The sequence below is a fragment of the Oceanobacter antarcticus genome, from assembly GCF_044962685.1.
Classification (GTDB): domain Bacteria; phylum Pseudomonadota; class Gammaproteobacteria; order Pseudomonadales; family Oceanobacteraceae; genus Oceanobacter; species Oceanobacter antarcticus.
Genome location: NZ_JBBKTX010000010.1, coordinates 76,325 through 100,762 on the forward strand (window position 1 = coordinate 76,325; position 24,438 = coordinate 100,762).

Consider the following 24,438-nt stretch of genomic DNA (forward strand, 5'->3'; position numbering starts at 1 on the left):
TGTTACTTTTCGCTACACGTCAGGGGATTAGCACATGTTTAATGGACTTTTGGGTAAATATCGAGCGGTGGTTTTATCTGTCGCCATGTTTATTTTTCTGGATGCGGGCGTACTGGTGCTGAACTTTTATATTTCATCCCAGTTGGCTGAAGATGCCAGTAACGTAAACCTGGCGGGACGACAACGGATGCTGTCGCAAAAGACAGCAAAAGCATTTTATGACTATGACAAGCGGCTGAGTGAGGGTGGGGAAAGCGAATCGGCCTACCAGGAATTACAGCAGGCGGTGGCGCTGTTCGACCGTACTCTGGTTGCGTTTGATCAGGGGGGGGCAACGCGGGGTGCCAGCCGTAATGAATTGGTGCTGGACGCGGTTTCATCCGACGCATCCCGTGTTGCGGTGGAAGCGGCCAAGACGATCTGGCGGCCGATTTCATCCGAATTCAAGGCGTTGTTTTCAACAGCGTCTGGCACTTTGGGGCATGAGCGCGCCTTGCGGCGGCTGGCGCCAATGGTTCGAGACAATAATAACCAGTTGCTGAAGCTGATGAATGATCTGACCAACGATCTGGAAACGATCGCACGCAACAAGTCAGAAACCCTGCGAATGATCCAGGCCGGTGCGATTACGCTGGCGATTCTTAACTTCCTGTTGATTCTTTTTCATTTTATTGGCCAGTTGCGGCGCAGTGATTCTGTCGCGGAAGAAGCCCGTAGCGAAACCACGGAAATTCTCAAAAATGTACGTGAAGGCCTATTGTTGCTGGATGGCAACTTGACCATTGGTACCCAATACTCCGGCTCCATTAGGGACATTTTTGGTCATCAGGAATATGCCGGTACCTCCTTTCGGGTGTTACTGAAGAGTCTTGTGACAGAAAGCGATATGCAAACGGTCGAGGAGTACATCAAGCTGTTGCTGAACAGCAGCGTCAAGGAAAACCTGATTGGCTCGCTTAATCCTCTTTCGGACATCGAAGTCAGCTTGCCGGATGACCGCGGTGGTTTTCAGGTGAAGAACCTGTCTTTCCGCTTTAACCGGGCGATTGAAAACGGCGAAATTCGCCATGTGCTGGTAACGGTGCTGGATATCTCCGAGCTGGTTGGACTGCGGCGTGAACTGGAGCAGGCGACGAAACATAATGGTCTGCAAATTAACGCCTTGAAAGAGCTGTTACACGTCGATAAGGATTCGATGATGCTGTTTATGACCGCTGCGGAGAGCAGCCTGGTGGCGGTCAATGATATTTTGCGGCAACGGGTTAATAGCAGTGCCGACTTCCGCGACAAGGTGGTCAGCAGCCAGCGGATTATGCATCGGGTAAAAGGCGATGCCAGTGCCCTGAATTTGCCCGAGGTTGTGCGGGCGGTGCACGAATTTGAGCAACAGCTGGAAGAAATGGCGGACATGGCGTCGTTGCAGGGGGGAGATTTCCTGCCGTTGACGTTGGCGCTAAATGATCTGTTCCGCTTGCTGGGGGACATGAAAGATGTGGTTGAGGTGCTTGGTGTCACACCGGTCAGACAGCAAGAGGCCGCGCCGGTGAGTGGTCTGGATGGTGACAGGTTGGGGCATCTGGTGACGCGTATTGCTGCGGAACAAGGCAAGCAGGTGGCTTTTGAGCTTGCGCAACCAGAGTGTATCAAGCTGCCTGCTGAGCAGCTTAAAGTGGTTCAGGACTGTGCTGTCCAGTTGCTGCGCAATGCTGTGGTTCATGGTGTGGAACCGGTTGCCATACGCCAGCAACGTGGTAAGGATGACGCTGGCAGGGTGGTGCTGAAAGTAACGCGGGAGGAGGACGGCTATCGAGTATCTGTGCGTGATGATGGCCGTGGTATCCAGTTGGAAACCATACGCCAGCGGGCCATCGAAAAAGGTCTGTACAGCGCCGAGCAGCTGGACTCCATGCAAGCCACCAGAATCATGAGCCTGGTCTTTGAACCTGGCTTTTCAACACTGGAAGAGGCTGACGAACACGGTGGTCGTGGTATCGGTATGGATGTGGTGAAGGCCAATATCCAACAGTTGCACGGTCGTATCCGGGTGGCGAACCGTCCTGGCCAGTACTGCGAAATATCCTTTTTGATTCCTGCTCAGGTTGAGCAATATGAAGTAGCGGTGGCGGTATGAAAAGACTGATGATTGTTGATGACTCGCTGATCATTCGTCGGCGTATCAAACGCGCGCATGGATTGGAGGATTTCAGTGTGGTCGGCACGGCAGCTGACGGCGAGCAGGCGGTCAGCCTGGCGCGTCAGACCAACCCGGATCTGATCACGATTGACCTGACCATGCCTAATATGGATGGTATCGAGGCGATTCCTATTTTGGCGTCAATCTGTCCGAACGCCCGTATCCTGGTGGTATCGGCATTGGCAGACAAGGCCACTGCCATCAAGGCACTGAGTCGCGGGGCGCACGGTTTTTTGTGCAAGCCATTTACAGATCAGGAATTACACAGCGCGCTGACGGAACTGGCGAGCGATTAGACGCCGTACAGGCGATCTCATTTATCCGGTTGGAGAACACGAATGGATAAAGAATCCATTGAGGTATTTATTAATAGTCTGACGCATTTCTATCGTCAGGTTGGTGTTGGAGAGGTCAGTGTTGGGGTGCCTTATCTGTTGGAGAGCAAGTCCCCGGTGGTGTTTGATTTTACCGGTATTATTGGTATTTCCGGCAAGCGCAGGGGCTGCGTTTACTACACTTGTCCCAAGGCGATGCTGACTCATATTCTGACCTCCATGGGGGAGCGTGATGTCAGTTCAGCCCATCTGTGTGATGTCGTGGGCGAAATTGCCAACACCATTGCCGGTAATGCCAGAAAAGCATTCGGCGCTGATTTTCTGATCTCGGTGCCGGTGGTTGTGCAGGGGGAACCCGAACGTATTCATATGCCCGATAATACCCGCAGTGTGGTGATTCCGACCCGCTGGAAGAACTACCAGTCAATCATTGTCGTAGCGCTGGAGTAGTGGCGCTAAAGTTGTGGTGCTGGATGTCTGCTGCAGCCGGATACGCTCACTCAGTGCTTCCAGTTCCCTATCGTACAGCGGTTGCTGGCGTGTGGACTGGCCATCCGAGTAGATCAGCCGGGTTTGCGTTTGCCAGCGGCATGGATGCTGTTGTGTCAGCCACTGGTTCAACAGCGTCATCGGCATGTCGGTCAGCCCTTCGAGCAACTCAGCCCCGAGCTGTTGTAACTGGGTGCTGAGCTGCGCCAATGCCTGTAAGCGGTCATCGTCGTAACAGAACTCGTTGCCGGTGCCGCATAACACCACTTGTTTACCGTGATAACTCAATTCTTCCAGAATGGGCCAGGCGTCCGCCCAGGGCGTTTCTGGCGTACCGAAGGCATGGATCGGCAATGCCAGCACCAGTGTCTGGTAGGGCTGGATATCTTCCGGTACGCAACTGAGCAAGTTGCAAAGCGCAACGGGGGCCCAGTGAATATGGTGTTCCAGTGCGCAGGCCGTCGCAGTAGAGCAACGGCAACTGCTGTCGTAGAGGATGGCTATGTCTGGCATGACACTCGCTCCGGTTAAATCAGGTAGCGGGTGGATGCCGACAGATCCTGACTCAGGCGGCGGATACAGAGGCGGCCCTGGGGCTGTTGCCGATACAGGTGACGCAAGGCAAAAAAAGGCTGGTACAGACTTTCAAGGCAAAGTTGGCGACAGTGCGGATTGCAGTCATCGGCGAAGGCTGTGTTACGCAAGTGGCTATAAAGACGACGTAGCCAACTTTCCTGCAGCGCCGGGAGATGGCGACTGCCTGCTTCTGCGGCCAGATCAAGTCCGATGTCCAGGTATTCATTAACCCAGAGGGTCAGCAGAACCGCGTTGTTTTGCAGCGGGATCAGCTGTTCCAGTTGTTCCAGGCGACGGCTATTACTGGAACCGGACGTCAGGAGTGGCCATGGGTTTGTGCCGGAATGGGTGCGGGCGGGTTGCATCGGAAAGGCAAGTAACGTGGCGGACATGAGTGTGGTCTCTTTCTGATCGAGTCAAGACCACTCTAATGATAATTATTCGTATTTGCAATAAGAAATAATTATTTCCAGTCGAAGGTTTTTTCTTGCCCGTGTGTCAGCTTGATCCAGCCCGGTTGATCACCGCTTTCTGACTCATTCCATTCTCGTGCCGCACAACGGATTTCAGTTTCCAGCACATGGTGGGCTGACCGGGCACATTCAAGGTCGTCAGCCCATGGGGACTGGTTTTGCTTGATCCATAAACTGTCGAAATTCCCTTCCGCCCGGACGGTAAATATCATTTTCATGGATTCACATTGCCAGAAGTGGCTGTTGCCCTTGATGGCGGTTTCGGTCACCGGGCCGATGCTGGATTCGAGCCAGGCACGCACCTGTTCCGGTTGTGCCTTTAACAGGTAAATTTCAATATCAGAAAGAGTTGGAGTCATCTTTGCGGCTGTGCCTCATGAGTCGGAATACGCTTAGCGCAATATACCCCAAGGTGGCACTGATTGCGCCGCCTGCTGCAATCAGCAATCCGAACAACGTGATCAGTTCCTGGCCAACAGAGTCGGCCAGACGCAGATTGGCCGCATAGATAATACTGCCACCGAGAAAAAAGAAGGTCGCACCGGCCACAAACAGACCCAGATTGGCGCGTTCCATCTTCGCCCGGCGTAACATCCAGTGGTAAGCACGTTGCCAGATGTTTGCCTGAAGCTGCATGGATGGCTCCCTTTTTAAAGCGATGACAGTTGCCGTTACTCTGTATCAAGAGTCTGTATCAAGAGCGGGCATGGGTAAGAGCGGCACGGTTATTTGTCTCATGGCGTGCGGGGTCTGCGACACGGAGAACACGTCAAGTATAGAAGAGATCGTGCCGGTTGTGGGTTGAAAAAGAAAATCGCCCTGCAGCTGCCAGTATTCATGAGTAAGTACTGACCGCGACGGGGCGTTGCTTAACGCAAATTGCTGGTGGTTGCTGATGGAATCCGGTCAGCACTCCAGCGGAAGGGAGATGAGCTACCCTCATAGCTCACCAGTAGAATAACTCTCTGGTTATGTAGCGGCTATGTGACCGGATGTCGCAGTGGCGGGTGGGGCTTGCAAGTATGCCGGTGCCGATGCGAGTGGGTATTGTTTTTGGGTGTTATCGGTGGAGGCAACGAAGGGAATGGAACGCCTACCGGCACCCCGGTACATTGGTTATGTGGTTGTCTTATCGCCGCTGTTCTGCTAAATTCCGCGCTCCTTTTTATCCGTACACTGTTTGATTGAGGACTGTTCGCAGCGCCGCCGATCATAAGAACAAAAACGGACTCCTTGTCTTACCGGATTGGCCGGAAGGCTTTTTACCCATAAGGAGCTGACAATGCGTCACTACGAAATCGTTTTTCTGGTTCACCCAGATCAAAGCGAACAGGTTCCAGCGATGGTTGAGCGTTACACCGCGACGATCGAAGGTTCTGCAGGTTCTATCCACCGTTTCGAAGACTGGGGCCGCCGTCACCTGGCATACCCGATCAACGAAGTTCATAAAGCACACTACATTCTGATGAATGTTGAGTGTACCCAGGAAGCCCTGGACGAACTGACCACCAACTTCCGTTACAACGATGCTATTCTGCGTAACCTGGTGATCCGTCGTGATGAAGCGGTCACTGAAATTTCTCCGATCAAGGCCGCAGAAAGCCGCGAAGATCGTCGTCGTTCCGAACCGCGTGAAGACAGCCGTGAAAAAGCGGTTGAAACCGATGAGTCTGATGCTGAAGACTCTGCCGATTCCGCTGAAGACGAAGAATAAGAGAGGAGTTAACTCATGGCACGTTTTTTCCGTCGTCGCAAGTTCTGCCGTTTCACTGCTGAAGGTGTAACCGAGATCGATTATAAAGATCTGGAAACCCTGAAAGGCTATGTTACTGAAACTGGCAAAATCGTACCAAGTCGTATCACTGGTACTCGCGCCAAGTATCAGCGTCAGTTGTCTACAGCCATTAAGCGCGCGCGCTATATTGCGCTGCTGCCGTATTCTGACGCACACGATAATTGATTGGTCTTGTTGGTTGGGTAGACTGAGCCGCAAGCCCGTTTACCTTAACCAATGTGAGATCCAGGCATGAAATATCTGGCTCAATGGGCCATGCAAAACCGACTGCAGGCAACATTGGCAGCGGCGATTGCTTTTGCCATTCCCATGCTGTTCTGGCTGGGGGCGGCGCTACAGGCGCTGGTGTTATTACGCCAGCCCTCCAGGGATAGTGTGCCGGTGATTTTGTGGTCTTCCTTGCCCGCACTGGCATGGTTGGCGGCAGGCGATCCGACCCCTGTCCTGGTGTCAGCAGGAGCGATCCTGACTGCGCAAGTATTGCGCTACTCGGTGCGTCTTGATTGGGCGATTCTGACAGCGGTAATACTGGGAGAATTGATTTATTGGTGTTTGCCCTTGTTGCTTGCCGATGTACTGCCTTTGGTAGTGTCTCGCAGCGAGGTTGCTGTCATGGAAGCGTTGCAGTCCAGCCCGGATTTGCAGGCGCGTCTACAACCCTTGGTTGGCCCCATGATCCATGGGGTACTGGCGGCATTGCATACACTGGTTATTATCTTGTGTCTGTTGTTGGGACGCTATTGGCAGAGCGCCTTGTATAACCCGGAAGGGTTTGGTGCTGAATTCCGACAGTTGCGATTGCCTTTGGCTTTCACACTGCCTGCCGTACTGGTCGTGTTTGCGGCGGGCCAGTTGTCGCCGGAGTTGTCTGGCATGGTGCCGGTGTTAACCGTTGCCATGATGTTGGCAGGCCTGGCAGTGTTCCATGGCGTGGTGCATGGCACCAATGCCAGCCCGAACTGGATATTGCCGATTTATATCGGTTTGATCGTGTTCGGGCCATACATGTACACATTACTAATTTTCGTAGCGATGCTGGATAGCGTATTCGATATCCGCATGCGACTAAAAGACACGGCGTCTGGTGACGAATAGCACCGACTCCCTGTAATGAGGAATTCAAGATGCAAATTATTCTGTTGGAAAAAGTGGCAAACCTGGGTGAACTGGGTGACTTGGTTAACGTCAAGCCTGGCTACGCACGTAACTTCCTGGTTCCTAAGAGCAAGGCTGTTCCTGCTACCAAGGCTAACGTTGAGCACTTCCAGGCACGTCGTGCCGAACTGGAAGCCACAGCGGCTGCCAAATTGGCTGAAGCACAGTCTCGTAAAGAGAAGATTGAAGAAATCGAATTGTCTGTCGCGGTCAAAGCCGGTGACGAGGGCAAGTTGTTCGGTTCTCTGGGTAATCGCGATATTGCGGATCTGGCTTCCCAGGCAGGTGTTGAACTGGCCAAGGCCGAAGTTCGTCTGCCAACCGGTCCAATCCGTGCTGTTGGTGAATTTGATGTGGCGATTCACTTGCACCCGGAAGTAGAAGCGGTACTGAAGCTGCATGTTGTTGCAGAATAAGTAACCGTCAGTTCGGTGGATGTTTGTTCACCGGCTGCAAAAAAGGCACTATTGGGCGTTGCTCTCTAGTGCTTTTTTTATGTCTGGCGATTACGCCTGTGGCAGGATGCTTTGCTCCAGGTTATTGGCTGGACGTTTCGCACAGCAGGTAGACAGGGCAGCTCTGACAAGACCGGGCGATATTCAGGAAAGGCACTATGACTGACGACTATCACAACGATGACACCGCTGAAACCAGCCAGCGTACACCGCCGCATTCGGTGGAGGCAGAACAGTCAGTGCTGGGTGCCTTGATGCTGGATGAACGGGCCTGGGAATCGGTCAGTGAAACACTGCGCGACAATGATTTTTATCGTCATGACCATCGGCTGATTTTTCGTGCCATCAGTCATTTGTCGTCGGTTGAACAAGCCATTGATGTGGTGACGGTGGCGGAAGAACTGGAAGAACGCGGCCAGCTTGAAAGTATCAATGGCGGTTCTTATCTGGCTCGCCTGGTGGATATGACGCCATCGATTGAAAACTGCGATGCCTACGCCGAAATTGTGCGCGAACGTTCACAGCAGCGACGCCTGATTGAAGCTGCCAGCGATATCATGCAGAAGGCGTATGAGCCGGGTGGGGATGAAACCCTGACGCTGATCTCGGATGCGGAAAAAGCCATTGCGGAAATTGCCGAGGGTAACCGTAAGGATGGTGGCCCCGAGAAAGTCGCCCCGATCCTGAAAAAGACACTGGATCAGCTCGACCAGATGTTTAACCAACCGGATGGTCTGACCGGATTAACCACCGGATTTAACCACATCGATCAGCGTACATCCGGCTTCCAAAAGGCTGACCTGGTGATTGTGGCAGCGCGTCCATCGATGGGGAAAACCACCTTTGCGATGAATCTGGTCGAGAACGCCTTGCTGGCCAGCAAGCGCCCCTGCCTGGTGTTCTCCATGGAAATGCCATCAGAATCCATCGTGATGCGGATGTTGTCGTCGATCGGCAAAATTGACCAGAGTCGGATTCGTAGTGGCAAGCTGATTGAAGAAGACTGGCCGAAACTGTCGGCAGCCGTCACCATGCTGAAAGATCTGCCACTTTATATCGACGATACCGCCGCGCTGACCCCGCAAGAGATGCGCGCCCGTGCCCGCAAGGTCTACCGTGAAAACGGCGATCTGGCACTGATCATGGTGGATTATCTGCAGTTGATGCAGGTGTCAGGCAAGTCCGAAGGCCGTACCCAGGAAATTTCCGAAATATCGCGCTCGCTGAAAGCCATCGCCAAGGAATTTGAATGCCCGATGATTGCGTTGTCGCAGCTCAACCGCTCGCTGGAGCAACGCCCCAATAAACGTCCGGTGATGTCCGATTTGAGGGAATCCGGCGCGATCGAGCAAGACGCGGATATTATCCAGTTTATTTATCGTGACGAAGTGTATAACGAAGACACCCCCGAGAAGGGCGTCGCCGAAATCATCACCGGCAAACACCGTAACGGCCCGATTGGTACCGATCGTCTGGCATTTATCGGCAAATACACCCGCTTTGAAAACCTCGCTCATGGCTACGATGACTACGACGACGAATAAAACTGGCTGGTATCAGGCGTGAAGCCTGTGACGTGTCAATCGTGGTGATGAAATGTTATTCAGGAATAATTAATGAAATTTACCCCAACACTGACATTTGAGGGTGGCCGTATCCGTCCGCTGGAAGCCACCGACCGTGATGCGCTGCTGGTTGTGTACCAGCAGCCAGAATTGCCGGGACAGCGACCGTTGGAACAGCCGGAACAGCTGGATCGCATGATTGAACTCAGCGTGCAGATGGCGGCCACCCAGCGCGGCATGATGTGGGCGATTGAGTTGGGTGACGACGCTTCAGGTTATCAGCTGTTGGGGATGGCCAGTGCCTACGACTGGCAACCATCGCTGCTGAAAGTGGCACTGAGAATTGATGGGCTATCAGCCCTTACGATGGCGAATCGTGCTGCCGTACTGTGCAGTTGTATCCACTTTATGGCGGCAAAATATCACCTGCGTAACTTTGCCTATGCCTGGGTTCAGGGGCAGAGCGATGCCATTCCGGCGATGCTGGAGAGTATCGGCTTTCGAGCTTCTGTCATCATGCGTGATGGCTGGCGTCTCGGGCAGCATGACTACTGTGAGCAGACGCTGTATCACCGCATTTTGGCAACGACCGATACGGACACTACGACTGAGGCAAACGTATGAACTGGAATCTGGAAGTCGGCCCCTTTGTTATTCGTTTGCCGGTAATGGATCAGGATGGTGATGCCTTGTATGGTTTACTCAAGGAGCCAGAGGTCAGCGCTCATATTCCCAAACCTCCGATGTACGCATCGGTACAGTCACTGGATGAACTGCGCCGTGCCTCGATGAAGTTTCAGGGCCGGGAGGGCGCTTGCTGGCTGGTGGAGTGCCACAGCGGTGATGTCGATGCCCTGGCCGAGTTGCTGGCTCGGGTCACGCTGTACAACATCAACTGGATGCTCAACAGCGCCCGCTTGCAGTGGGAAATCAGCCCAGCGGTAGACGTGGCGGAATTCGAGACCATCATTGGTGCGATCGAGGCCTTTTGCTTTAATGAACTGGGATTGCATCGTCTTGAAGTGACACTGGTGCCAGGCTCCGCTCGGCATGAACATTTTCTGGCCCAGCTTGGCTACCGGCATGAAGGGCGCTTGCCTGCACAACTGGAATTTGATGGGCAGTGGGTGGATCTGGATCTATATGCCCGTTTGGCAACCGATGCGACGGTTGCGGCCCACGTCTGACAAACTCTCATCAATGGCACTGCGGAACGCGGATGGTATTCCTGTATCTCATTGTTTTTATTATGTTCAGTGGTTCTATTGTCTGGTTATCAATGAATGGATCAATAATGTGACCCAAACACCTCTCAATACACTGGCTGATCGTCGGTTCCTGGAACAGTTACGCAGTCAGATGTTGTCGTTTGCCCGCCTGCAATTAAACGATGACCATCTGGCAGAGGATGCTGTGCAGGAGGCGCTTGCCGGAGCGTTGAAAAATGCCGAGGTGTTTAAACGTCAGGCGGCGTTAAAAACCTGGGTGTTTGCTATCCTCAAAAACAAGATCACCGATGCGCTAAGGCAAAAGTACCGTCTGCAAGAGCACGTGCTGCCTGAAGACGACATTTGTAAGAATGGCGAGGATCTGGACGACCAATTGTTTGACCGTCGTGGTCATTGGCATGCGGATGAGCGGCCGCAACATTGGGGATCGCCCCAGCGTTTGGTGCACGAGCGGCAATTCTGGTCGGTGTTTGATGCTTGTCTGAATCACTTGCCTGCGCAGCAAGCCCGCGTGTTTATGATGCGGGAATTTCTGGAACTGAGCAGCGACGAGATCTGTTCCGCCCAGTCGGTCACGGTCAGCAACTTGCACGTCTTGCTGTATCGGGCGCGATTGCAGTTGCGGGAATGCCTGGAAAATAACTGGTTCTCTGGAATCCGGGAGACATCGATATGATGAATTGTCGTGAAGCGACGCGACTGATGTCGGAAGCGCAGGAGCGTAAATTGACACTGGCCGAATCCGCTGAATTAAAAATTCATACGCTGATCTGTTCAGGCTGTAAAAACTTTGGCCTGCAAATGCAGACACTGCGAGGGCTAATGCATTCCTTCGCTCAGGATGACGAGCCGAAGAACAAAAAATCTGATAGCAAGGGATCTTCTGACGATACTTCCTTGTGACCGATGATTTTGTAAGAAACCGGATCGACTAGCGACTGATTGGAAAGTACAGCGGAGTTGTTCTCCGCTCCGTTATCTACTCACCAGACAGGAATATTCATGAGCCTTCTTGCCTCTCTCTACCGTCCGGCTGACCAAGTACTGCGATCTGTCCAGCCCCTGGATGGCCTGGCGCCCTTATTGATGCGCCTCTATCTCGCTCCGGTACTGATGCAGGCCGGATGGAACAAGCTGATGGCGTTTGACGATACCGTGGCCTGGTTTGGCAACCCCGCTTGGGGCCTCGGCTTGCCAATGCCAGAATTGATGGCGGCGCTGGCAGCAGGAACCGAGTTTTTCGGGGCCTGGTTGCTGATTTTCGGATTTGCGATACGTTGGGTGTCCATTCCCTTGATGTTTATCATGATGATTGCTGCCTTGTCGGTGCACTGGGAAAATGGCTGGTTGGCGATTGCCGATGTTTCCAGCTGGCTGGCGAACGATCGTGTTGCCGACTCGGCAGAACGGCTGGAAGCTGCCCGCAGTATTCTGCAAGAACATGGCCACTATGACTGGCTGACGGGGCGCGGTTCCTTTGTGATATTGAACAACGGTATTGAATTTGCCGCGACCTATTTCCTGATGCTGTTGAGCCTGTTTTTCACTGGTGGTGGTCGATATCTGAGTCTGGATTACTGGCTGGCTCGTCATCATGGGCTGCTGCGCTAGGCGCGGGTTCGAGCAGAAAACAAAAACCTCCGGACATTTTATGCAACGGAGCTGACAGCCTTATGTCGAAACACGGTTTGGGAACCGCTGCTTGCGGTAATCCACACTGGTATGAACGAATACTTCCATTTCGGGAGTTTTCGTCGTTTTCGTACACCGACAATTATTCATCGCTACCGCAAGACTGGTGGGTGGTGGTCGCCGATATTCGAGGTTCTACCAGAGCGATTGAGAATGGGCGTTACCGTGACGTCAACAGCGTCAGTGCCGCCTGTATTGTTGCCATGATCAATGCCGTAGCGCCGTTGCAGGTGCCGTTTGTCTTTGGCGGTGATGGCGCGACGTTGTGTATTCCACCGGATTGTCGCGATGCGGTTGCCAGGGCAATGGTGGCCAGCCAGCAGTTGGCTAGCCGTGAGTTTGATCTGCAATTGCGTATTGGTATGGTGACGTCCCTGGCGTTGATCGAGGCCGGTGCGCCGGTGCAGGTCGCTCGTTACCAGCCTCACCGTTATTTTCAGCAAGCCATGTTTACTGGCGGCGGTCTGGGGCTGGCAGAACAGTGGATCAAACAGGAAGACAGCCCCTGGCTGCTGGATAGCCAGACAATTCCGGCCGCCGCGAACTTTGGTGGTTTTGAGTGTCGTTGGCAGGAAGTGCCCAGCCCGGCGGAAGAAACGGTGGCCATTATGGTCGAGGCCAGTGCATCAGATACCGAAGGTTGCGCTGAGGCCCTGGCCCAGGCCGCTCGCTGTATTTTTTCTATCTATGGTAATGACAGCCTGCATCACCCTCTGCGTTCAGACTCACTGCGACTGCTGACCTCTCCGGCATCGCTGATGACTGAAACCCGTATTCGCTGTCACGAGGATGGCTTCTGGAAACGACTGTGTTATGTCGTCCGTACCTTTGGACGGGTATGTGCCGGTCGATATCTGATGCGGCTGTCTGGCTCCAGTCATTGGACTGGCTATCGCAAGCGCCTGCTGGCGAATACCGACTACCGCAAATGCGATGATGGTTTACGGCTGGTACTGGCAGGTACTACAGATCAGCGTGTGCAGCTGGAGCAGCAATTAGAGGCGCTCGAACAGCAACGGCTGTTGGTTTTTGGCATTCACGCGTCGCGAGCGGCGTTGCTGACTTGTCTGGTGTTCGACTATTCCCAGCACCATGTGCATTTTCTGGATGCTGCCGATGGCGGTTATGCCATGGCATCCAAAGATCTGAAACGACGGCGTAAAAAACAATAATAAAGAATGATTGTCCCCTTTTTGGATGACTCAACGTCTTCTTGATACGAGAGGCTGAATTCGGCCTGCTCAGTGCCAGCGTTCAGTTTGACAACGATGGTGCGACGTTCGGATTAATAAAAATGACATGAATGCGTGGTCTGATGGCGAAACCTTCGTCTTTTTTCGGGATAGGCCATGAAACTGACCAGCCAGGCATTTACAGCCCGCCTAGCTTGCGACAAAAATCCAGCTTCTTCGTTACCCGGCGATGACGACAAGGGTGCGCCGTACGAACAACAGTTGACCCAGGATATTCCCCGTTTGCGACGTTACATCGCCAGCCAGGTGAACAACCCTCAGGAAGTGGATGATTTACTGCAAGATACCTTGCTGCGTTCACTTCGGCCCACCAATCATGAGCGTATCAGCAGCCCTGTGGCTTACGCCCTGCGGGTCGCACGTTCGGTGGTGGTGGACTATTGGCGAGCTGGCAAGCGGCAGCCCGAGCTGCTTGAATCCTTGCCGGAAGCTGTCGGTATCTGTATGGAAGATGAACATATTGATCGGCAAAAGCTGGAGTTATTAAGCAAGGTTGTTGCTGCCATGCCAGAACTACGTCGCCAGGTGTTTATCCTGCGGCGGGTTGAGGGTTTGTCTCGTGACCAGATTGCTTGTCAGCTGGGTCTTGCCGATGAAGCCGTTAAAAAACACATCACCCGCGCAATGATGGATATTGCCAAAGCGATGGCGGGTGCAGGGTATACACATTGAACACTGTGTTGGATCGTATCGGAATCACGACAATCAGCGGGAGGTGGCCAATGGATATCTGGCATGACCTGACCGCATTCGCAGGCGATTTATGAATAAACTGATGTTTTCTGATGATGTGCTGGAGGCGGCTACCGATTGGTATGATCGCATGGAAGAGCTGACACCAGAGCAGCTGCAGAGCTATCAGAGCTGGCTTGAACAACGCCATGAACATAGAGCGGCGGCGGAATACATTGCCCGTTATTTTGGTGATAACGAGGCGCTTGCTATTGCGGTGCTACAACGCTCTGCTGCAGCGCATTTTGCAACATCTGCTGCCACAGAAGGGTCTCCTGCCAGTCATCCTTCAGTGCCCCCCGTTGCTGGTGAGACTGACCGGATTGAACCGTCGGCATCAACAAGCCTGCTGGATCAGATTCGGGCATGGTTCAGCCATGAGTCCTTGCAGCCGCTGCTGGCGCCCTTGATGCTGGTGATACTGCTGTTACCACCAGCTATCGGCTATGTTGTCTTGTCTCAACCAGCGACCAGCAACACGCTCAGTTACGCGACTGAACGGGCAGAGCGGCAGGACATGCTGCTGGAAGATGGCTCTCGAGTGGTGCTGAATGCAGATAGCCGCGTGCAGGTGACTCTGGGTGAGTCGCAGCGTTATGTTGCTCTGAATAAAGGGGAAGCCTACTTCTCGGTCAGCAAAGACAAACAGCGCCCTTTTATTGTGGATACAGACCTGGGGCAAATCCGAGTGGTGGGTACAGCCTTTAATGTTGATCGTAGCGGTGACCATCTGGTGGTGGTGGTCGAGCATGGCATTGTCGAAGTAACCGCCGCCGGTACAACCTTGCAGTTATTGGCCGGAGATGGGTTGCGACTGGCGGAAGGAACACTTTCCATGTTTCGTGCTGCGGACGCTGCGGAATGGCGTAGTGGCTGGCGCGAAGTCAGTGAAGAGCCATTGTCTGAGCTGATTGCCCATCTGCAGCAGTACACTGCGCGTGAGATTGTGCTCGATCAGGTGGATACCCGCCAGGTTTTTTCCGGGCGCTACAGTCAAGCCGATGTGCAGACAACGCTGGCGTTGATTGCCAATCTGTTTGATCTGAAACTGCAAGTGACGGATGACCGCCTGCTTCTGAGCGGTCGCTAGCGTCCTGTTAGCCAACAACCAGCTGATAGGCCAGCATCAACAGTACGACCAGCTCGATGATGGCGGCGCCTTGCCAGAAAGCCACCGGATTACGTTCCATCAGTGGCGGGCGGGCCTTGCGTAAAAAATCCTGATTCGGTGTGCGCAGGTCGTGCACAAACTCGAACATATCGTCGTAGCGCTTGTACGGATCAATGCGGGTTGCTTTCTGGATCGCGTCATCGACCCAGGCAGGCACTTCAGACTCCTCATTCACCAGAATGCTGCGGTATTGCAGTCGCCGCTGGGCAGACACTGATTTGCAGCGTGCCACTTCCACGCCATAAGGGAATTTTCCGCTTAGCAAATGGTAGGCCAGCACCCCCAGCGAAAACTGGTCAGACTGTGGCTGGCCTCCCTGACCAAGAAAATATTCCGGTGCCATATACAGAGCCGTACCGGGCAATTCGTTGCTATTGTCGAGTCCGATTTCTGCCAGTCCACGCACGCTGGTGGAACCAAAATCGATGATTTTTAATCGTCCTTCATCGTCAATCATCAAGTTATCTGGCTTGAGATCCTGATGCAGCATTTCCAGTCGATGAAAAGCACGCAGACCACGGGCAACCTGATCGATGATGACGCGTACCTGCTCCAGTGTCGGTTTGGGATTGTCCCTTAACCATTGCGCCAGGGTGCGGCCTTCAAAGTATTCGCTGACGGTATAAAGATATTGGCGAGGTCTGTCCGGTATCCATGGCTGGATAACGTGGGCATTCTGGATGCGCCGACCAATCCACTCTTCCATCATCAGACGTTCGAGATAGTCCTCATCGTGTTGCTGCTCGACAGACGGCAGCTTGAGTACGACTTTTTCGTTACTGGGCAGATCACGGGCCAGAAATACATGGCTGCGGCTGGTGGTATGCAGGTTACGAATGATCTCGTAGCCATCAAACGTCATGCCTGGCTCCAGCGCCGGAGGCAGTGGCAATTGGGTTATGTCGGGCTGTAGCGATGTCTGGCTGCTGGCGGGGACGGCAGTAATGCGGATCAGCTGGATACTCAGGTTGTCGTCACTGCCGTTATCCAGTGCATGCCGGGCGATCTGCTCGGCAGCGTTATCCAGATCATCAGGGTGCTGGCGAATGGTTTCCCGTAGATATTCCGGTGTTACGTATTCATAGATACCGTCGGTGGTGAGGATAAATACATCCTCGGCTTGCAGGCTGGTATGGCGATAATCAACCTCGACACAGTCAGCCATACCCATGGCGCGGGCCAGATAACTCTTTTGGGCAGATTCCCAGAGTCGGTGATCGCTGGTGAGCTGTTCCAGCGCCTGATCTCGCAGTCGGTATATACGGCTGTCACCAACATGAAAAATATGGGCGTTATGGCCGCGTAAAATCAGCGCACTGAGAGTACAAACGTAACCCCTGTTGATATCAAAGCGGAAGTCACTGCGCCGGGTTTGCGAATAGAGCCAGCTGTTAATCGCCCGCATGACCTGCTCACCGGAGTGTTGCACGGTCCAGGTTTCTGAAGTGCAGTAATAATCTTCCAGCAGGCTGTTAATGGCGGTTTCACTGGCAATATGGCTGACGTCGCTGCTACTGATACCATCCGCAATCGCCGCTGTGATGCCCTTGAGAATCAGCCGGGGCGGTGTGGGGCTGACCAGACCCAGGTAGTCCTGGTTTTTGGCTTTAATACCCTTGTCAGAATATTGGCCTGCGGCAATACAGAGGCAGTGGGTCATGCATGATTTCCTGACATCTGTTAGTCAAAAAAGAGGGCCAACGGCCCTCTCTTCTAGCTTGCATCATGGGAAGGGATCAAGAACCCAGTTGGCGCTTGGAACCGGTGCGTACGTGGGTGAAGTACAGTGGCAGACCGACCAGCAGGAAGCCACCAAACAAGTTACCCAGTGCCGTAGGCAGTTCGTTCCAGATCAAGTACTGCATAAAGGTGAAGTCACCCCCCATGATCATAGAGAATGGGAACAGAAACATGTTCACAATGGAGTGCTCAAAACCCATAAAGAAGAACAGCATAACCGGCATCCACATAGCCGCCATTTTGCCGGTAGCCGATGTTGAGATCATGGCGCCAACCACGCCCATGGATACCATCCAGTTACACAACATGCCGCGAATAAAAATGGTCAGCCAACCATCAAGACCGTGGGCAGCATAACCCATGGTGCGGGACTCACCGATGTGGCTCACTTTCTCGGCGATGGCACCACCATCGGTGTTGTAGCCATAAGTCAGGATGAAAGACACCATAAAGGCTGTCATCAGAGCACCTGCGAAGTTACCAATAAACACCAAACCCCAGTTGCGCAGCAGTTGCGGCATGTTACAGCCTGGCCGCTTGTCGATCAGTGCCAGCGGCACCAGTGTGAACACACCAGTCAACAGGTCAAATTTCATCAGGTACAACATGATAAAGCCAACCGGGAACAGACAGGCACCGAGAATTGGAGAGCCGCTCTTCACTGCAACGGTAATGGCAAATACGGCAGCCAGACCCAAGATTGCACCGGCCATAAAGGCACGGATCAGGGTGTCTTTGGTAGACATGAAGATTTTTTCTTCACCGGCATCGACCATCTTGGTCACAAACTCGGAAGGCGCGAGATAGGACATATCAAATTCCTCTGGTTCGGTAGGTATCGGGTCAAGGTCGATACCGAATAGTTGGTTCATGCAGCCAAAGGGCTAACACGAATGCTCAGGTCACTGAATTGAGTGATCGCTGGCGTTTTGAACCTGTCCGAACGAGGTGTTTCGACATGCTGCAGAGCACGACGTGGCACCATCCGTAGGCAAAAGCCAGGGAAGCACTCAACGTCGTTGTTTGCTAGACCGGGAATCACCATTGATTCACCGACTGAAAATTATAATGCATTTAATATGCCAATATTTTCAACTAATTGATTTTTAACTATTTGTTATGATTTTAATATAGCAAATGATCCATCAGGCTATTACTCATGGAATTATTGGTGAGTTATTTTAGGGCCATGATTTTTCAAGTGCTCTAAATAAGTGCGCGTTCTGGCAGGGATAAACATCTGGCAGAATCAGTGCGTACCGAGGAGGCTCCGAGCAGCCGCTGTTACTGTTTCATGCCACAGCGATCTAACAGGTGTTCGCGAATATTCTCGTAGCTGTTGCTGAACGCGAACAGCGGCAGCACCTTGCGCTCCATCTCATCGGTCAGACGAGTCTGAGACTTCTTCACGGTCTGGGGCGAGATCACGTGAGTATCCCGCTCAAATTGCCCTGACAAGGTTTTGATGGTTCCATGAGTGAAGCCAGTCTTGCGATTTCACCTGCCAGTGCAGCTGCCGTGACCTGTTTGATCAGAGGCCATCTTTGCCGTTAATGGGCTGGCCGGACTGCAGGGCCTTGGCAAAAGCCTGTACATCAATTTCAAATGTGTTATCGAACATGGTGTGTCATTTCCTGTTTTGGTCGGGTTAGCCAAATGACACAGAAAACTGAACACTCCCTCAAACCTACGTGTCGGTTCATTCCCACAGTTTATTTCCACGGCCTGTATGATTTACGACAGACGGCGTTTCTTGATTGCGACAATCGCGCGGTAAATTTTTCTATTTTTCAATAAAATCAACACGTTAGTGTGTGGTCTGGAGCTTGCAACAGCCGCTGTCAACTGACGTTCTTTTAAGTGTTGATTATGAAACTGAACATTCATCGTATTTATGTAGAAGCGCTGGTCGAGCGTTTTCCGACGTTGTCGTTTTTGGCCGAGCAGCTGCGTTTTGGCCATCGGGCAGAGGTGCCGTTTGTCCAGCTTACGGTCGATCAGCTCGGCTTTTTGAGTGAGTTGTATGCCGAGGCTGGCCCGGCAATGGCAGGCCAGGCGGCGCAGCTTGCGACGTTAAAGCAGGCGATGGCGACGGAAGGGGAACGGTTTGAATCGGGTAATCTGGAGCTGCTGGTCGCGGCTATCACAGAATATTTGTTGCAGAATGTGATTAATGGCTGGTTATTTCGGGTGGTGACTTCCGGCAAACCTATTGCCTATCTGGTTACCCGCATCGATTTTACGCCGCCCGGTGAGGAAGAAACGGGCCGGATCATGCTGGAGTTAAAAGCCAATGCCATGGCTAAAATCTCGACCGAGAATCTGATTATTCGTGAGCGTGATATCGAGGGTCATACACTGGCGGAAATTTTCGCCAGTAAGGGGTTTCTGAAAGAAACGCCCGAGTTAATTGCCGCTTACGATGCATCAGCCAGTCGATTTTTTGACTGGCGTTCCGACTACGGGATGCAGTTTTCCGGCGCGGGTACGGGCATTTTTGCTGAGGATCCGGGTTCCAGTCATCGTACAACCGACTGGTCGCGTAAAAATCTGGTGGTTTTGTCGTCGGGTGGTGGCAAGGCGCGGTTGGTGAACGATGAGGAAGTGCTCAAGGAACGTGAGTTGACGCTGGATGCGCCGGGTCAGATTCTGGGTAAATACCTGCGCAAGGCCGGGCGCAGTATGAATTTTGACGAGAAGGTGGAACGACGGGTTGAAGCCCTGATGGCGAATGTTCCAGAGGGTGTGTTTACCCAGTTGCCGGTTCACGGCTATATGCTGATGTTCCATCTGGAACTGCACCATCATGTCTGGGTGCATGTTGATGATATGGAACCCTATATTTATCAACCAGAGCTGAAAGACAAACTGATTTTGCCGCCGGAGCAAACCGATCTGATTGATATTCTGACGGCAGAAATGGACGTGCTGATGGACGATATTGTCGAAGGCAAATCCGGTGGTACGACGGTGTTGTGTGCCGGGCCGCCTGGGGTGGGTAAAACCCTGACGGCGGAGGTGTACTCGGAAATTATCAAACGGCCGTTATATCGGGTGCATTCCGGGCAGTTGGGTCTGAATGTTAAGGAAATGGAGTTGGCGCTGAAGGATACCCTGACCAGAGCGCAGCGCTGGGGTGCGGTGATGTTGATTGATGAGGCGGATGTGTATATCAAGCGCCGGGATGACAATATTGCCGCCAATGCCGTGGTCGGAGTGTTCCTGCGGGTGCTGGAATACTTTAATGGCTTGCTGTTTCTGACCACTAACCGGGTGGAAGATATTGATGAAGCTATCGTCTCCCGTTGTATCGCATTGATCAAATACCATCCACCGGAACGGGCCGATCGGCAAAAAATCTGGGATGTGATGACGCGTCAGTTCGGGTTGGAGATCAGTACCGAATTACTGGGAACCCTGACCGATGTCTTTCCGGCGGCGACCGGGCGAGACATTAAAGGGTTGTCACGACTGGTGTCCAAATATTGCCTGTACAAGTCGACGGAGCCGACACTGGAGGCGTTCGAGCGCTGCAGTGTTTTTCGGGGTATGGATATCGACCACAGCAAACGCAGATAGCATTGGCGTTGATACACACGATGGCTGGCGAGCATGGCAGCTCGCCCTCCCAGCGGTTGTGAATCGCTGGCTTGGGGGTTGTCTTGGGCGTTGAATCCTGGGAGCGCAGGCCGCCGTGCCTGCCAACCCTGCTAATCGTATTGACGTTGATACGCACGATGGCTGGCGAGCATGGCAGCTCGCCCTCCCAGCGGTTGTGAATCGCTGGCCTGGGGGTTGTCTTGAGTGTTGAATCCTGGGAGCGCAGGCCGCCGTGCCTGCTAACCCTGCTAATCGTATTGACGTTGATACACACGATGGCTGGCGAGCATGGCAGCTCGCCCTCCCAGCGGCTGTGAATCGCTGGCCAGGGGGTTGCCTGAGTGTTGAATCCTGGGAGCGCAGGCCGCCGTGCCTGCCAACCCTGCTAATCGTATTGACGTTGATACACACGATGGCTGGCGAGCATGGCAGCTCGTCCTCCCAGCGGCTGTGAATCTTCTGGGAGCGCAGGCCGCCGTGCCTGCTAACTCTGCTAATCGTATTGACGTTGATACACACGATGGCTGGCGAGCATGGCAGCTCGCCCTCCCAGCTTTCTCTTTCCAGCTTTTCTCTCCGTTCTTTCTTTTCACAACTTGGCAAGCTAGTTGCTCTATCCCCTGTAGTGCTCAATTTTGTGTATTTCCGTCAGAAAGACGTCACTTTTTTGCTGCGACGTCAGACGGTAAATCGTCAGTGTCAATGCACTGGCGAGCGGATAAACCAGTCATGGGGAAGGATTATGGTTAATCGTGTTGATGTGAATTCGGTTTTGATGCAGATGCGTCAGGTCAAAACCCAGCTTCGTAGCCAGCAAGAACAGATGTCTGCGCCGCAGCTGCAACAGCCAATCAACCCTAGCTTGTCGGCCAGAACCACGACGCAAGTGACCTCCGGCAGCTCGGTTGGCGGTATTAATCCTGCTTCGTTTCAGTCGCAGCTAAGCCAACAGCTGGATGCGGCAACTGGTACGGCGGCGTCGGGTCAGCCTCAACGGGGCGATAACAACGTCCCCGATTTCCAGGCCATGCTGGGAAATGCCGTTAATGGCGTTAACGCAACCCAACAACATTCAGCCAGCCTGGCCAGCCGTTTTGAACAGGGTGATCCGACCATAGATCTGCCGGAAGTGATGATCGCGATGCAGAAGTCTTCCGTCTCGTTTCAGGCCATGACCCAGGTACGTAACAAACTGGTCGAAGCCTATAAAGACGTCATGAACATGCCGCTGTAAGTGGCCGTCGTGATGACGTTATCTAATCCATCATTCAGGAAGTACGGTCATGGCTGATTTACCTGCCAAAGCAGAAGATGTCGCCGCTGCGGGAGTTGATCCCCACAAGGCAGATGAGTTGGCATCCGGTTCCGGCCATCCGGTACTGTTGGGTTTTAACAAGCTGCCGATGGCTCGCCAGATTGCCACGATTGGTGGGATTGCTCTGGTCATTGCGCTGTCGATTGCAATTTTGCTCTGGTCGCAGGAGCCAAGCTGGAAGCCGTTGATTCATCGTCTGCAAGACCATAACGCCCAAGATATTATTGAAGTACTGCAGCGCGAAGGCATTGCCTTTGAAATTGATCCTGGCAGCCAGATTCTGTTGGTCGAAGCGGCGGATCTGCACGAAGCTCGTATGAAGCTGGCCGCTGCCAGCCTGATCGATGACAAGACCGTCGGCCTGGAAGTGCTGGATAAAGACAGCTCGCTGGGCACCAGTCAGTTTATCGAAAATGCCCGCTACCGCCGGGGCCTGGAGGGAGAGCTGGCACGTACTATTGCCAGTGTCAAATCGGTGCGTAATGCCAGGGTGCATTTGGCGTTACCCAAACAATCGGTGTTTGTGCGGGATCAGCGCAAGCCAAGAGCCTCGGTCTTTCTGGAGCTGTTTCCGGGGCGGGATCTGTCCAAAGATCAGGTCGAAGCCATTATCAATCTGGTGGCGTCCAGCGTCAGCGAGATGGATCGCAGTGACGTCTCGGTGGTCGACCAGCATGGTAATTTGCTTTCCAAGGTGGAAGAGGCCAGTGAAGAAATGCTGGCGGCCAAACAGCTGGACTACAGCCAGAGAGTGGAAGACAACATCATTCAGGCGGTGAACAACATTCTGAAACCGGTACTGGGTGAGAACAACTACAAGGCGGAAGTCTCCGCCGACGTCGACTTTACCCGGCTGGAACAGGCCGAGGAACTCTACAACCCTGATCTGATCGCCCTGCGCAGTGAGCAGCTGGTCGATGAAGCCAACGGCGACAACGCGGCGGGCGGTATTCCCGGTGCCTTGTCCAACCAGCCGCCAGCGGCGGCTACCGCGCCAGAGCAGGCCATCGGGACTGGTGCTGCCGCTGGGACGGGCAAGCGTCGCTCGGAAGCTACCCGGAATTACGAAATCGATCGGACACTGAGCTTTAAACAGCATCAAGTGGGACGCCTGAAGCGATTGACCGTTGCCGTGGTGGTGAATGACCGCGAAACGACCAACGCGGAAGGTGAGGTGGTCTATATTCCATGGACAGATAACGATTTGCAGCGCCTGGAAATACTGGTCAGGGATACCGTTGGGTTTAACGCGTCTCGTGGGGACAGCGTCAACGTCATCAACTCGCCCTTTATGGGCAAGCGGGATCTGGCGCTGGGAGAACCCGAATTCTGGACCCAACCCTGGTTCTGGGAAATTCTCAAACAGGTGTTAGCGGGTCTGTTTATTCTGATTCTGATCTTTGGTGTGATCCGGCCGACATTCCGCAGCCTCTCCCACAAGGGCGAAGATGACGATGGCATCCTGCTGGATGAACTCGAAGATGCCGACTCCGGTATGGATGAAGACAAGGTCTCCATCGCCGGAATGGAACAACTGCTGTTGCCTGGTGCGTCCGAAAGTTATGAACGTCAGCTGGATGCAATCAAGGGATTGATTGCTGAAGACCCGGCTCGGGTAGCACAAGCTGTCATCAAATGGGTGAATGAAGAAAATGCCTGATACCGGAAATGATCCAAGCAAACTCAGTCGTGTTGAGCGAGCTGCTATTCTGCTGATGAGTCTGGGTGAAAAGGACGCAGCAGAAATTCTCAAACAAATGGGGCCAAAAGAAGTACAGAAAGTGGGTACTGCCATGGCAACACTGACCAATATTCATCAGACCCAGGTCGAAAACGTGGTGGCTGAATTTCTCGAAGCCGTGTCTGGCCAGACCGGTATGGGTCTCGGCTCGGATGACTATATCCGCAATATGCTGACGCAGGCGCTGGGCTCCGACAAGGCTGGTGCCTTGATCGATCGGATTCTGCTGGGGGGTAATACCTCGGGTCTGGATTCACTCAAATGGATGGAACCCCGCCAGGTCGCGGATCTGATCCGTCAGGAGCATCCGCAGATCCAGGCGATTGTGGTGTCGTATCTGGATTCCGACCAATCGGCAGAAATTCTTTCCAACTTTGATGAAAAGGTTCGTCTCGACATCATCATGCGTGTTGCCTCGCTGGAAGCGGTGCAACCAGCGGCGTTAAAAGAGCTGAATGATATTCTTGAGCGTCAATTCTCTGGCAAGGCCGGTGCACAAACGACCACCATGGGCGGCGTCAAGGTGGCCGCCAATATCGTCAACATGGTCGACAGCACCATGGCAGCCGAGCTGTTGGAGCGGATTATCGAGGTCGACGAGGATCTGGGTACCCAGATCCAGGATTTGATGTTTGTGTTCGACAACCTCGGCGACGTCGACGATCGGGGGATTCAGGCGCTGCTGCGCGAAGTTTCCACCGATCTGCTGGTTGTTTCCCTTAAAGGTGCCGATCCCATGGTGCAGGAAAAAATCTTCAAGAACATGTCCAAACGCGCTGCTGAATTGCTGCGTGACGATCTTGAGGCCAAAGGGCCGGTCAAGGTCAGCGAAGTGGAAGGTGCGCAAAAGGAAATCCTGACCATTGCCCGTCGTCTGGCGGATGCTGGCGAGATTGTGCTGGGCGGTGGCGGCGAGGCCATGATGTAA

27 protein-coding genes are annotated in these 24,438 nt (G+C 53.3%); 20 read left to right on the forward strand and 7 right to left on the reverse strand.

Going from position 1 to position 24,438, the window contains the following annotated elements; translation table 11 throughout:
* Nucleotides 1–34: 34 nt before the first annotated feature.
* The 3 genes from WG929_RS09640 to WG929_RS09650 are packed head-to-tail and all read left to right on the forward strand — an operon-like array spanning nt 35 to nt 2,979.
* A complete protein-coding gene (locus WG929_RS09640) occupies nt 35–2,131 on the forward strand; it encodes an ATP-binding protein (RefSeq protein ID WP_416205862.1) in 2,097 nt (698 codons plus the stop codon).
* Nucleotides 2,128–2,490 (forward strand): response regulator transcription factor, encoded by a 363-nt coding sequence (locus tag WG929_RS09645; RefSeq protein ID WP_416205863.1) that lies wholly within the window; start codon nt 2,128–2,130, stop codon nt 2,488–2,490. Before WG929_RS09640 ends, WG929_RS09645 begins: the two co-directional genes overlap by 4 nt.
* Before the next feature lie 42 nt (nt 2,491–2,532).
* Nucleotides 2,533–2,979: a chemotaxis protein CheX gene (locus WG929_RS09650; protein WP_416205864.1), complete on the forward strand. Its 447-nt coding sequence runs from the start codon at nt 2,533–2,535 to the stop codon at nt 2,977–2,979.
* Here the strand turns inward: WG929_RS09650 and WG929_RS09655 are convergent.
* From WG929_RS09655 to WG929_RS09670, 4 genes are all read right to left on the reverse strand, one after another.
* The gene (locus WG929_RS09655; RefSeq protein WP_416205865.1) at nt 2,953–3,531 is read right to left on the reverse strand and encodes a flavodoxin family protein; all 579 of its coding nucleotides are present in this window, start codon (nt 3,529–3,531) and stop codon (nt 2,953–2,955) included. The genes WG929_RS09650 and WG929_RS09655 overlap by 27 nt on opposite strands.
* A gap of 14 nt (nt 3,532–3,545) precedes the next feature.
* Nucleotides 3,546–3,986, reverse strand: coding sequence for a hypothetical protein (locus WG929_RS09660; protein WP_369855404.1), 441 nt, complete (start codon nt 3,984–3,986; stop codon nt 3,546–3,548).
* A gap of 71 nt (nt 3,987–4,057) precedes the next feature.
* Nucleotides 4,058–4,426, reverse strand: coding sequence for a hypothetical protein (locus tag WG929_RS09665; RefSeq protein WP_416205866.1), 369 nt, complete (start codon nt 4,424–4,426; stop codon nt 4,058–4,060).
* Nucleotides 4,407–4,703: a hypothetical protein gene (locus WG929_RS09670; RefSeq protein ID WP_416205867.1), complete on the reverse strand. Its 297-nt coding sequence runs from the start codon at nt 4,701–4,703 to the stop codon at nt 4,407–4,409. The genes WG929_RS09665 and WG929_RS09670 overlap by 20 nt, the downstream gene beginning before the upstream one ends.
* A gap of 646 nt (nt 4,704–5,349) precedes the next feature.
* Here WG929_RS09670 and rpsF point away from each other — a divergent pair.
* The 13 genes from rpsF to WG929_RS09735 all read left to right on the forward strand — a co-directional run bounded on the left by rpsF (nt 5,350) and on the right by WG929_RS09735 (nt 15,033).
* A complete protein-coding gene (gene rpsF, locus WG929_RS09675; RefSeq protein WP_416205868.1) occupies nt 5,350–5,781 on the forward strand; it encodes a 30S ribosomal protein S6 in 432 nt (143 codons plus the stop codon).
* Between the two features lie 15 nt (nt 5,782–5,796).
* Nucleotides 5,797–6,027 carry a 30S ribosomal protein S18 gene (gene rpsR, locus WG929_RS09680; RefSeq protein WP_369855400.1) on the forward strand — a complete coding sequence of 77 codons (231 nt, stop codon included), beginning with the start codon at nt 5,797–5,799 and terminating at the stop codon, nt 6,025–6,027.
* A 66-nt stretch (nt 6,028–6,093) separates the two neighbouring features.
* A complete protein-coding gene (locus WG929_RS09685; protein ID WP_416205869.1) occupies nt 6,094–6,957 on the forward strand; it encodes a hypothetical protein in 864 nt (287 codons plus the stop codon).
* A 29-nt stretch (nt 6,958–6,986) separates the two neighbouring features.
* Entirely contained in the window at nt 6,987–7,433 is a 447-nt protein-coding gene (gene rplI / locus WG929_RS09690; protein WP_416205870.1) for a 50S ribosomal protein L9, read from the forward strand.
* A gap of 197 nt (nt 7,434–7,630) precedes the next feature.
* The gene (gene dnaB, locus WG929_RS09695; RefSeq protein WP_369855397.1) at nt 7,631–9,016 is read left to right on the forward strand and encodes a replicative DNA helicase; all 1,386 of its coding nucleotides are present in this window, start codon (nt 7,631–7,633) and stop codon (nt 9,014–9,016) included.
* 72 nt (nt 9,017–9,088) lie between these two features.
* A complete protein-coding gene (locus WG929_RS09700; protein WP_416205871.1) occupies nt 9,089–9,661 on the forward strand; it encodes a GNAT family N-acetyltransferase in 573 nt (190 codons plus the stop codon).
* A complete protein-coding gene (locus WG929_RS09705; protein ID WP_416205872.1) occupies nt 9,658–10,224 on the forward strand; it encodes a GNAT family N-acetyltransferase in 567 nt (188 codons plus the stop codon). Before WG929_RS09700 ends, WG929_RS09705 begins: the two co-directional genes overlap by 4 nt.
* A 109-nt stretch (nt 10,225–10,333) precedes the next feature.
* On the forward strand, nt 10,334–10,942 hold the full coding sequence (locus WG929_RS09710) for an RNA polymerase factor sigma-70 (RefSeq protein ID WP_416205873.1): 609 nt from the start codon (nt 10,334–10,336) through the stop codon (nt 10,940–10,942).
* The gene (locus WG929_RS09715) at nt 10,939–11,169 is read left to right on the forward strand and encodes an anti-sigma factor family protein (RefSeq protein ID WP_416205874.1); all 231 of its coding nucleotides are present in this window, start codon (nt 10,939–10,941) and stop codon (nt 11,167–11,169) included. Before WG929_RS09710 ends, WG929_RS09715 begins: the two co-directional genes overlap by 4 nt.
* A 99-nt stretch (nt 11,170–11,268) precedes the next feature.
* Nucleotides 11,269–11,877: an HvfX family Cu-binding RiPP maturation protein gene (locus WG929_RS09720; RefSeq protein ID WP_416205875.1), complete on the forward strand. Its 609-nt coding sequence runs from the start codon at nt 11,269–11,271 to the stop codon at nt 11,875–11,877.
* A 62-nt stretch (nt 11,878–11,939) separates the two neighbouring features.
* Nucleotides 11,940–13,130: a DUF3095 domain-containing protein gene (locus tag WG929_RS09725; RefSeq protein WP_416205876.1), complete on the forward strand. Its 1,191-nt coding sequence runs from the start codon at nt 11,940–11,942 to the stop codon at nt 13,128–13,130.
* A gap of 177 nt (nt 13,131–13,307) precedes the next feature.
* Nucleotides 13,308–13,883, forward strand: a complete 576-nt coding sequence (locus WG929_RS09730; RefSeq protein WP_416205877.1) for an RNA polymerase sigma factor — start codon at nt 13,308–13,310, stop codon at nt 13,881–13,883.
* A 91-nt stretch (nt 13,884–13,974) separates the two neighbouring features.
* Nucleotides 13,975–15,033, forward strand: coding sequence for a FecR family protein (locus WG929_RS09735; RefSeq protein ID WP_416205878.1), 1,059 nt, complete (start codon nt 13,975–13,977; stop codon nt 15,031–15,033).
* A 7-nt stretch (nt 15,034–15,040) separates the two neighbouring features.
* Here the strand turns inward: WG929_RS09735 and WG929_RS09740 are convergent, their stop codons facing one another.
* The 3 genes from WG929_RS09740 to WG929_RS09750 form a co-directional block, all read right to left on the reverse strand.
* On the reverse strand, nt 15,041–16,774 hold the full coding sequence (locus WG929_RS09740) for a bifunctional protein-serine/threonine kinase/phosphatase (protein ID WP_416205879.1): 1,734 nt from the start codon (nt 16,772–16,774) through the stop codon (nt 15,041–15,043).
* A 76-nt stretch (nt 16,775–16,850) separates the two neighbouring features.
* A complete protein-coding gene (locus WG929_RS09745; RefSeq protein ID WP_416205880.1) occupies nt 16,851–17,666 on the reverse strand; it encodes a formate/nitrite transporter family protein in 816 nt (271 codons plus the stop codon).
* A gap of 472 nt (nt 17,667–18,138) precedes the next feature.
* Nucleotides 18,139–18,282: a hypothetical protein gene (locus WG929_RS09750; protein WP_416205881.1), complete on the reverse strand. Its 144-nt coding sequence runs from the start codon at nt 18,280–18,282 to the stop codon at nt 18,139–18,141.
* Between the two features lie 441 nt (nt 18,283–18,723).
* Between WG929_RS09750 and WG929_RS09755 the strand changes: the two genes are divergently transcribed.
* From WG929_RS09755 to fliG, 4 genes are all read left to right on the forward strand, one after another.
* Nucleotides 18,724–20,433: an AAA family ATPase gene (locus WG929_RS09755; RefSeq protein ID WP_416205882.1), complete on the forward strand. Its 1,710-nt coding sequence runs from the start codon at nt 18,724–18,726 to the stop codon at nt 20,431–20,433.
* A gap of 763 nt (nt 20,434–21,196) precedes the next feature.
* Entirely contained in the window at nt 21,197–21,688 is a 492-nt protein-coding gene (fliE, locus tag WG929_RS09760; protein WP_416205883.1) for a flagellar hook-basal body complex protein FliE, read from the forward strand.
* 49 nt (nt 21,689–21,737) lie between these two features.
* Complete coding sequence (fliF, locus tag WG929_RS09765; protein WP_369857286.1) at nt 21,738–23,429, forward strand: flagellar basal-body MS-ring/collar protein FliF; 1,692 nt, start codon at nt 21,738–21,740, stop codon at nt 23,427–23,429.
* Nucleotides 23,422–24,438, forward strand: coding sequence for a flagellar motor switch protein FliG (gene fliG / locus WG929_RS09770; protein ID WP_369857288.1), 1,017 nt, complete (start codon nt 23,422–23,424; stop codon nt 24,436–24,438). The genes fliF and fliG overlap by 8 nt, the downstream gene beginning before the upstream one ends.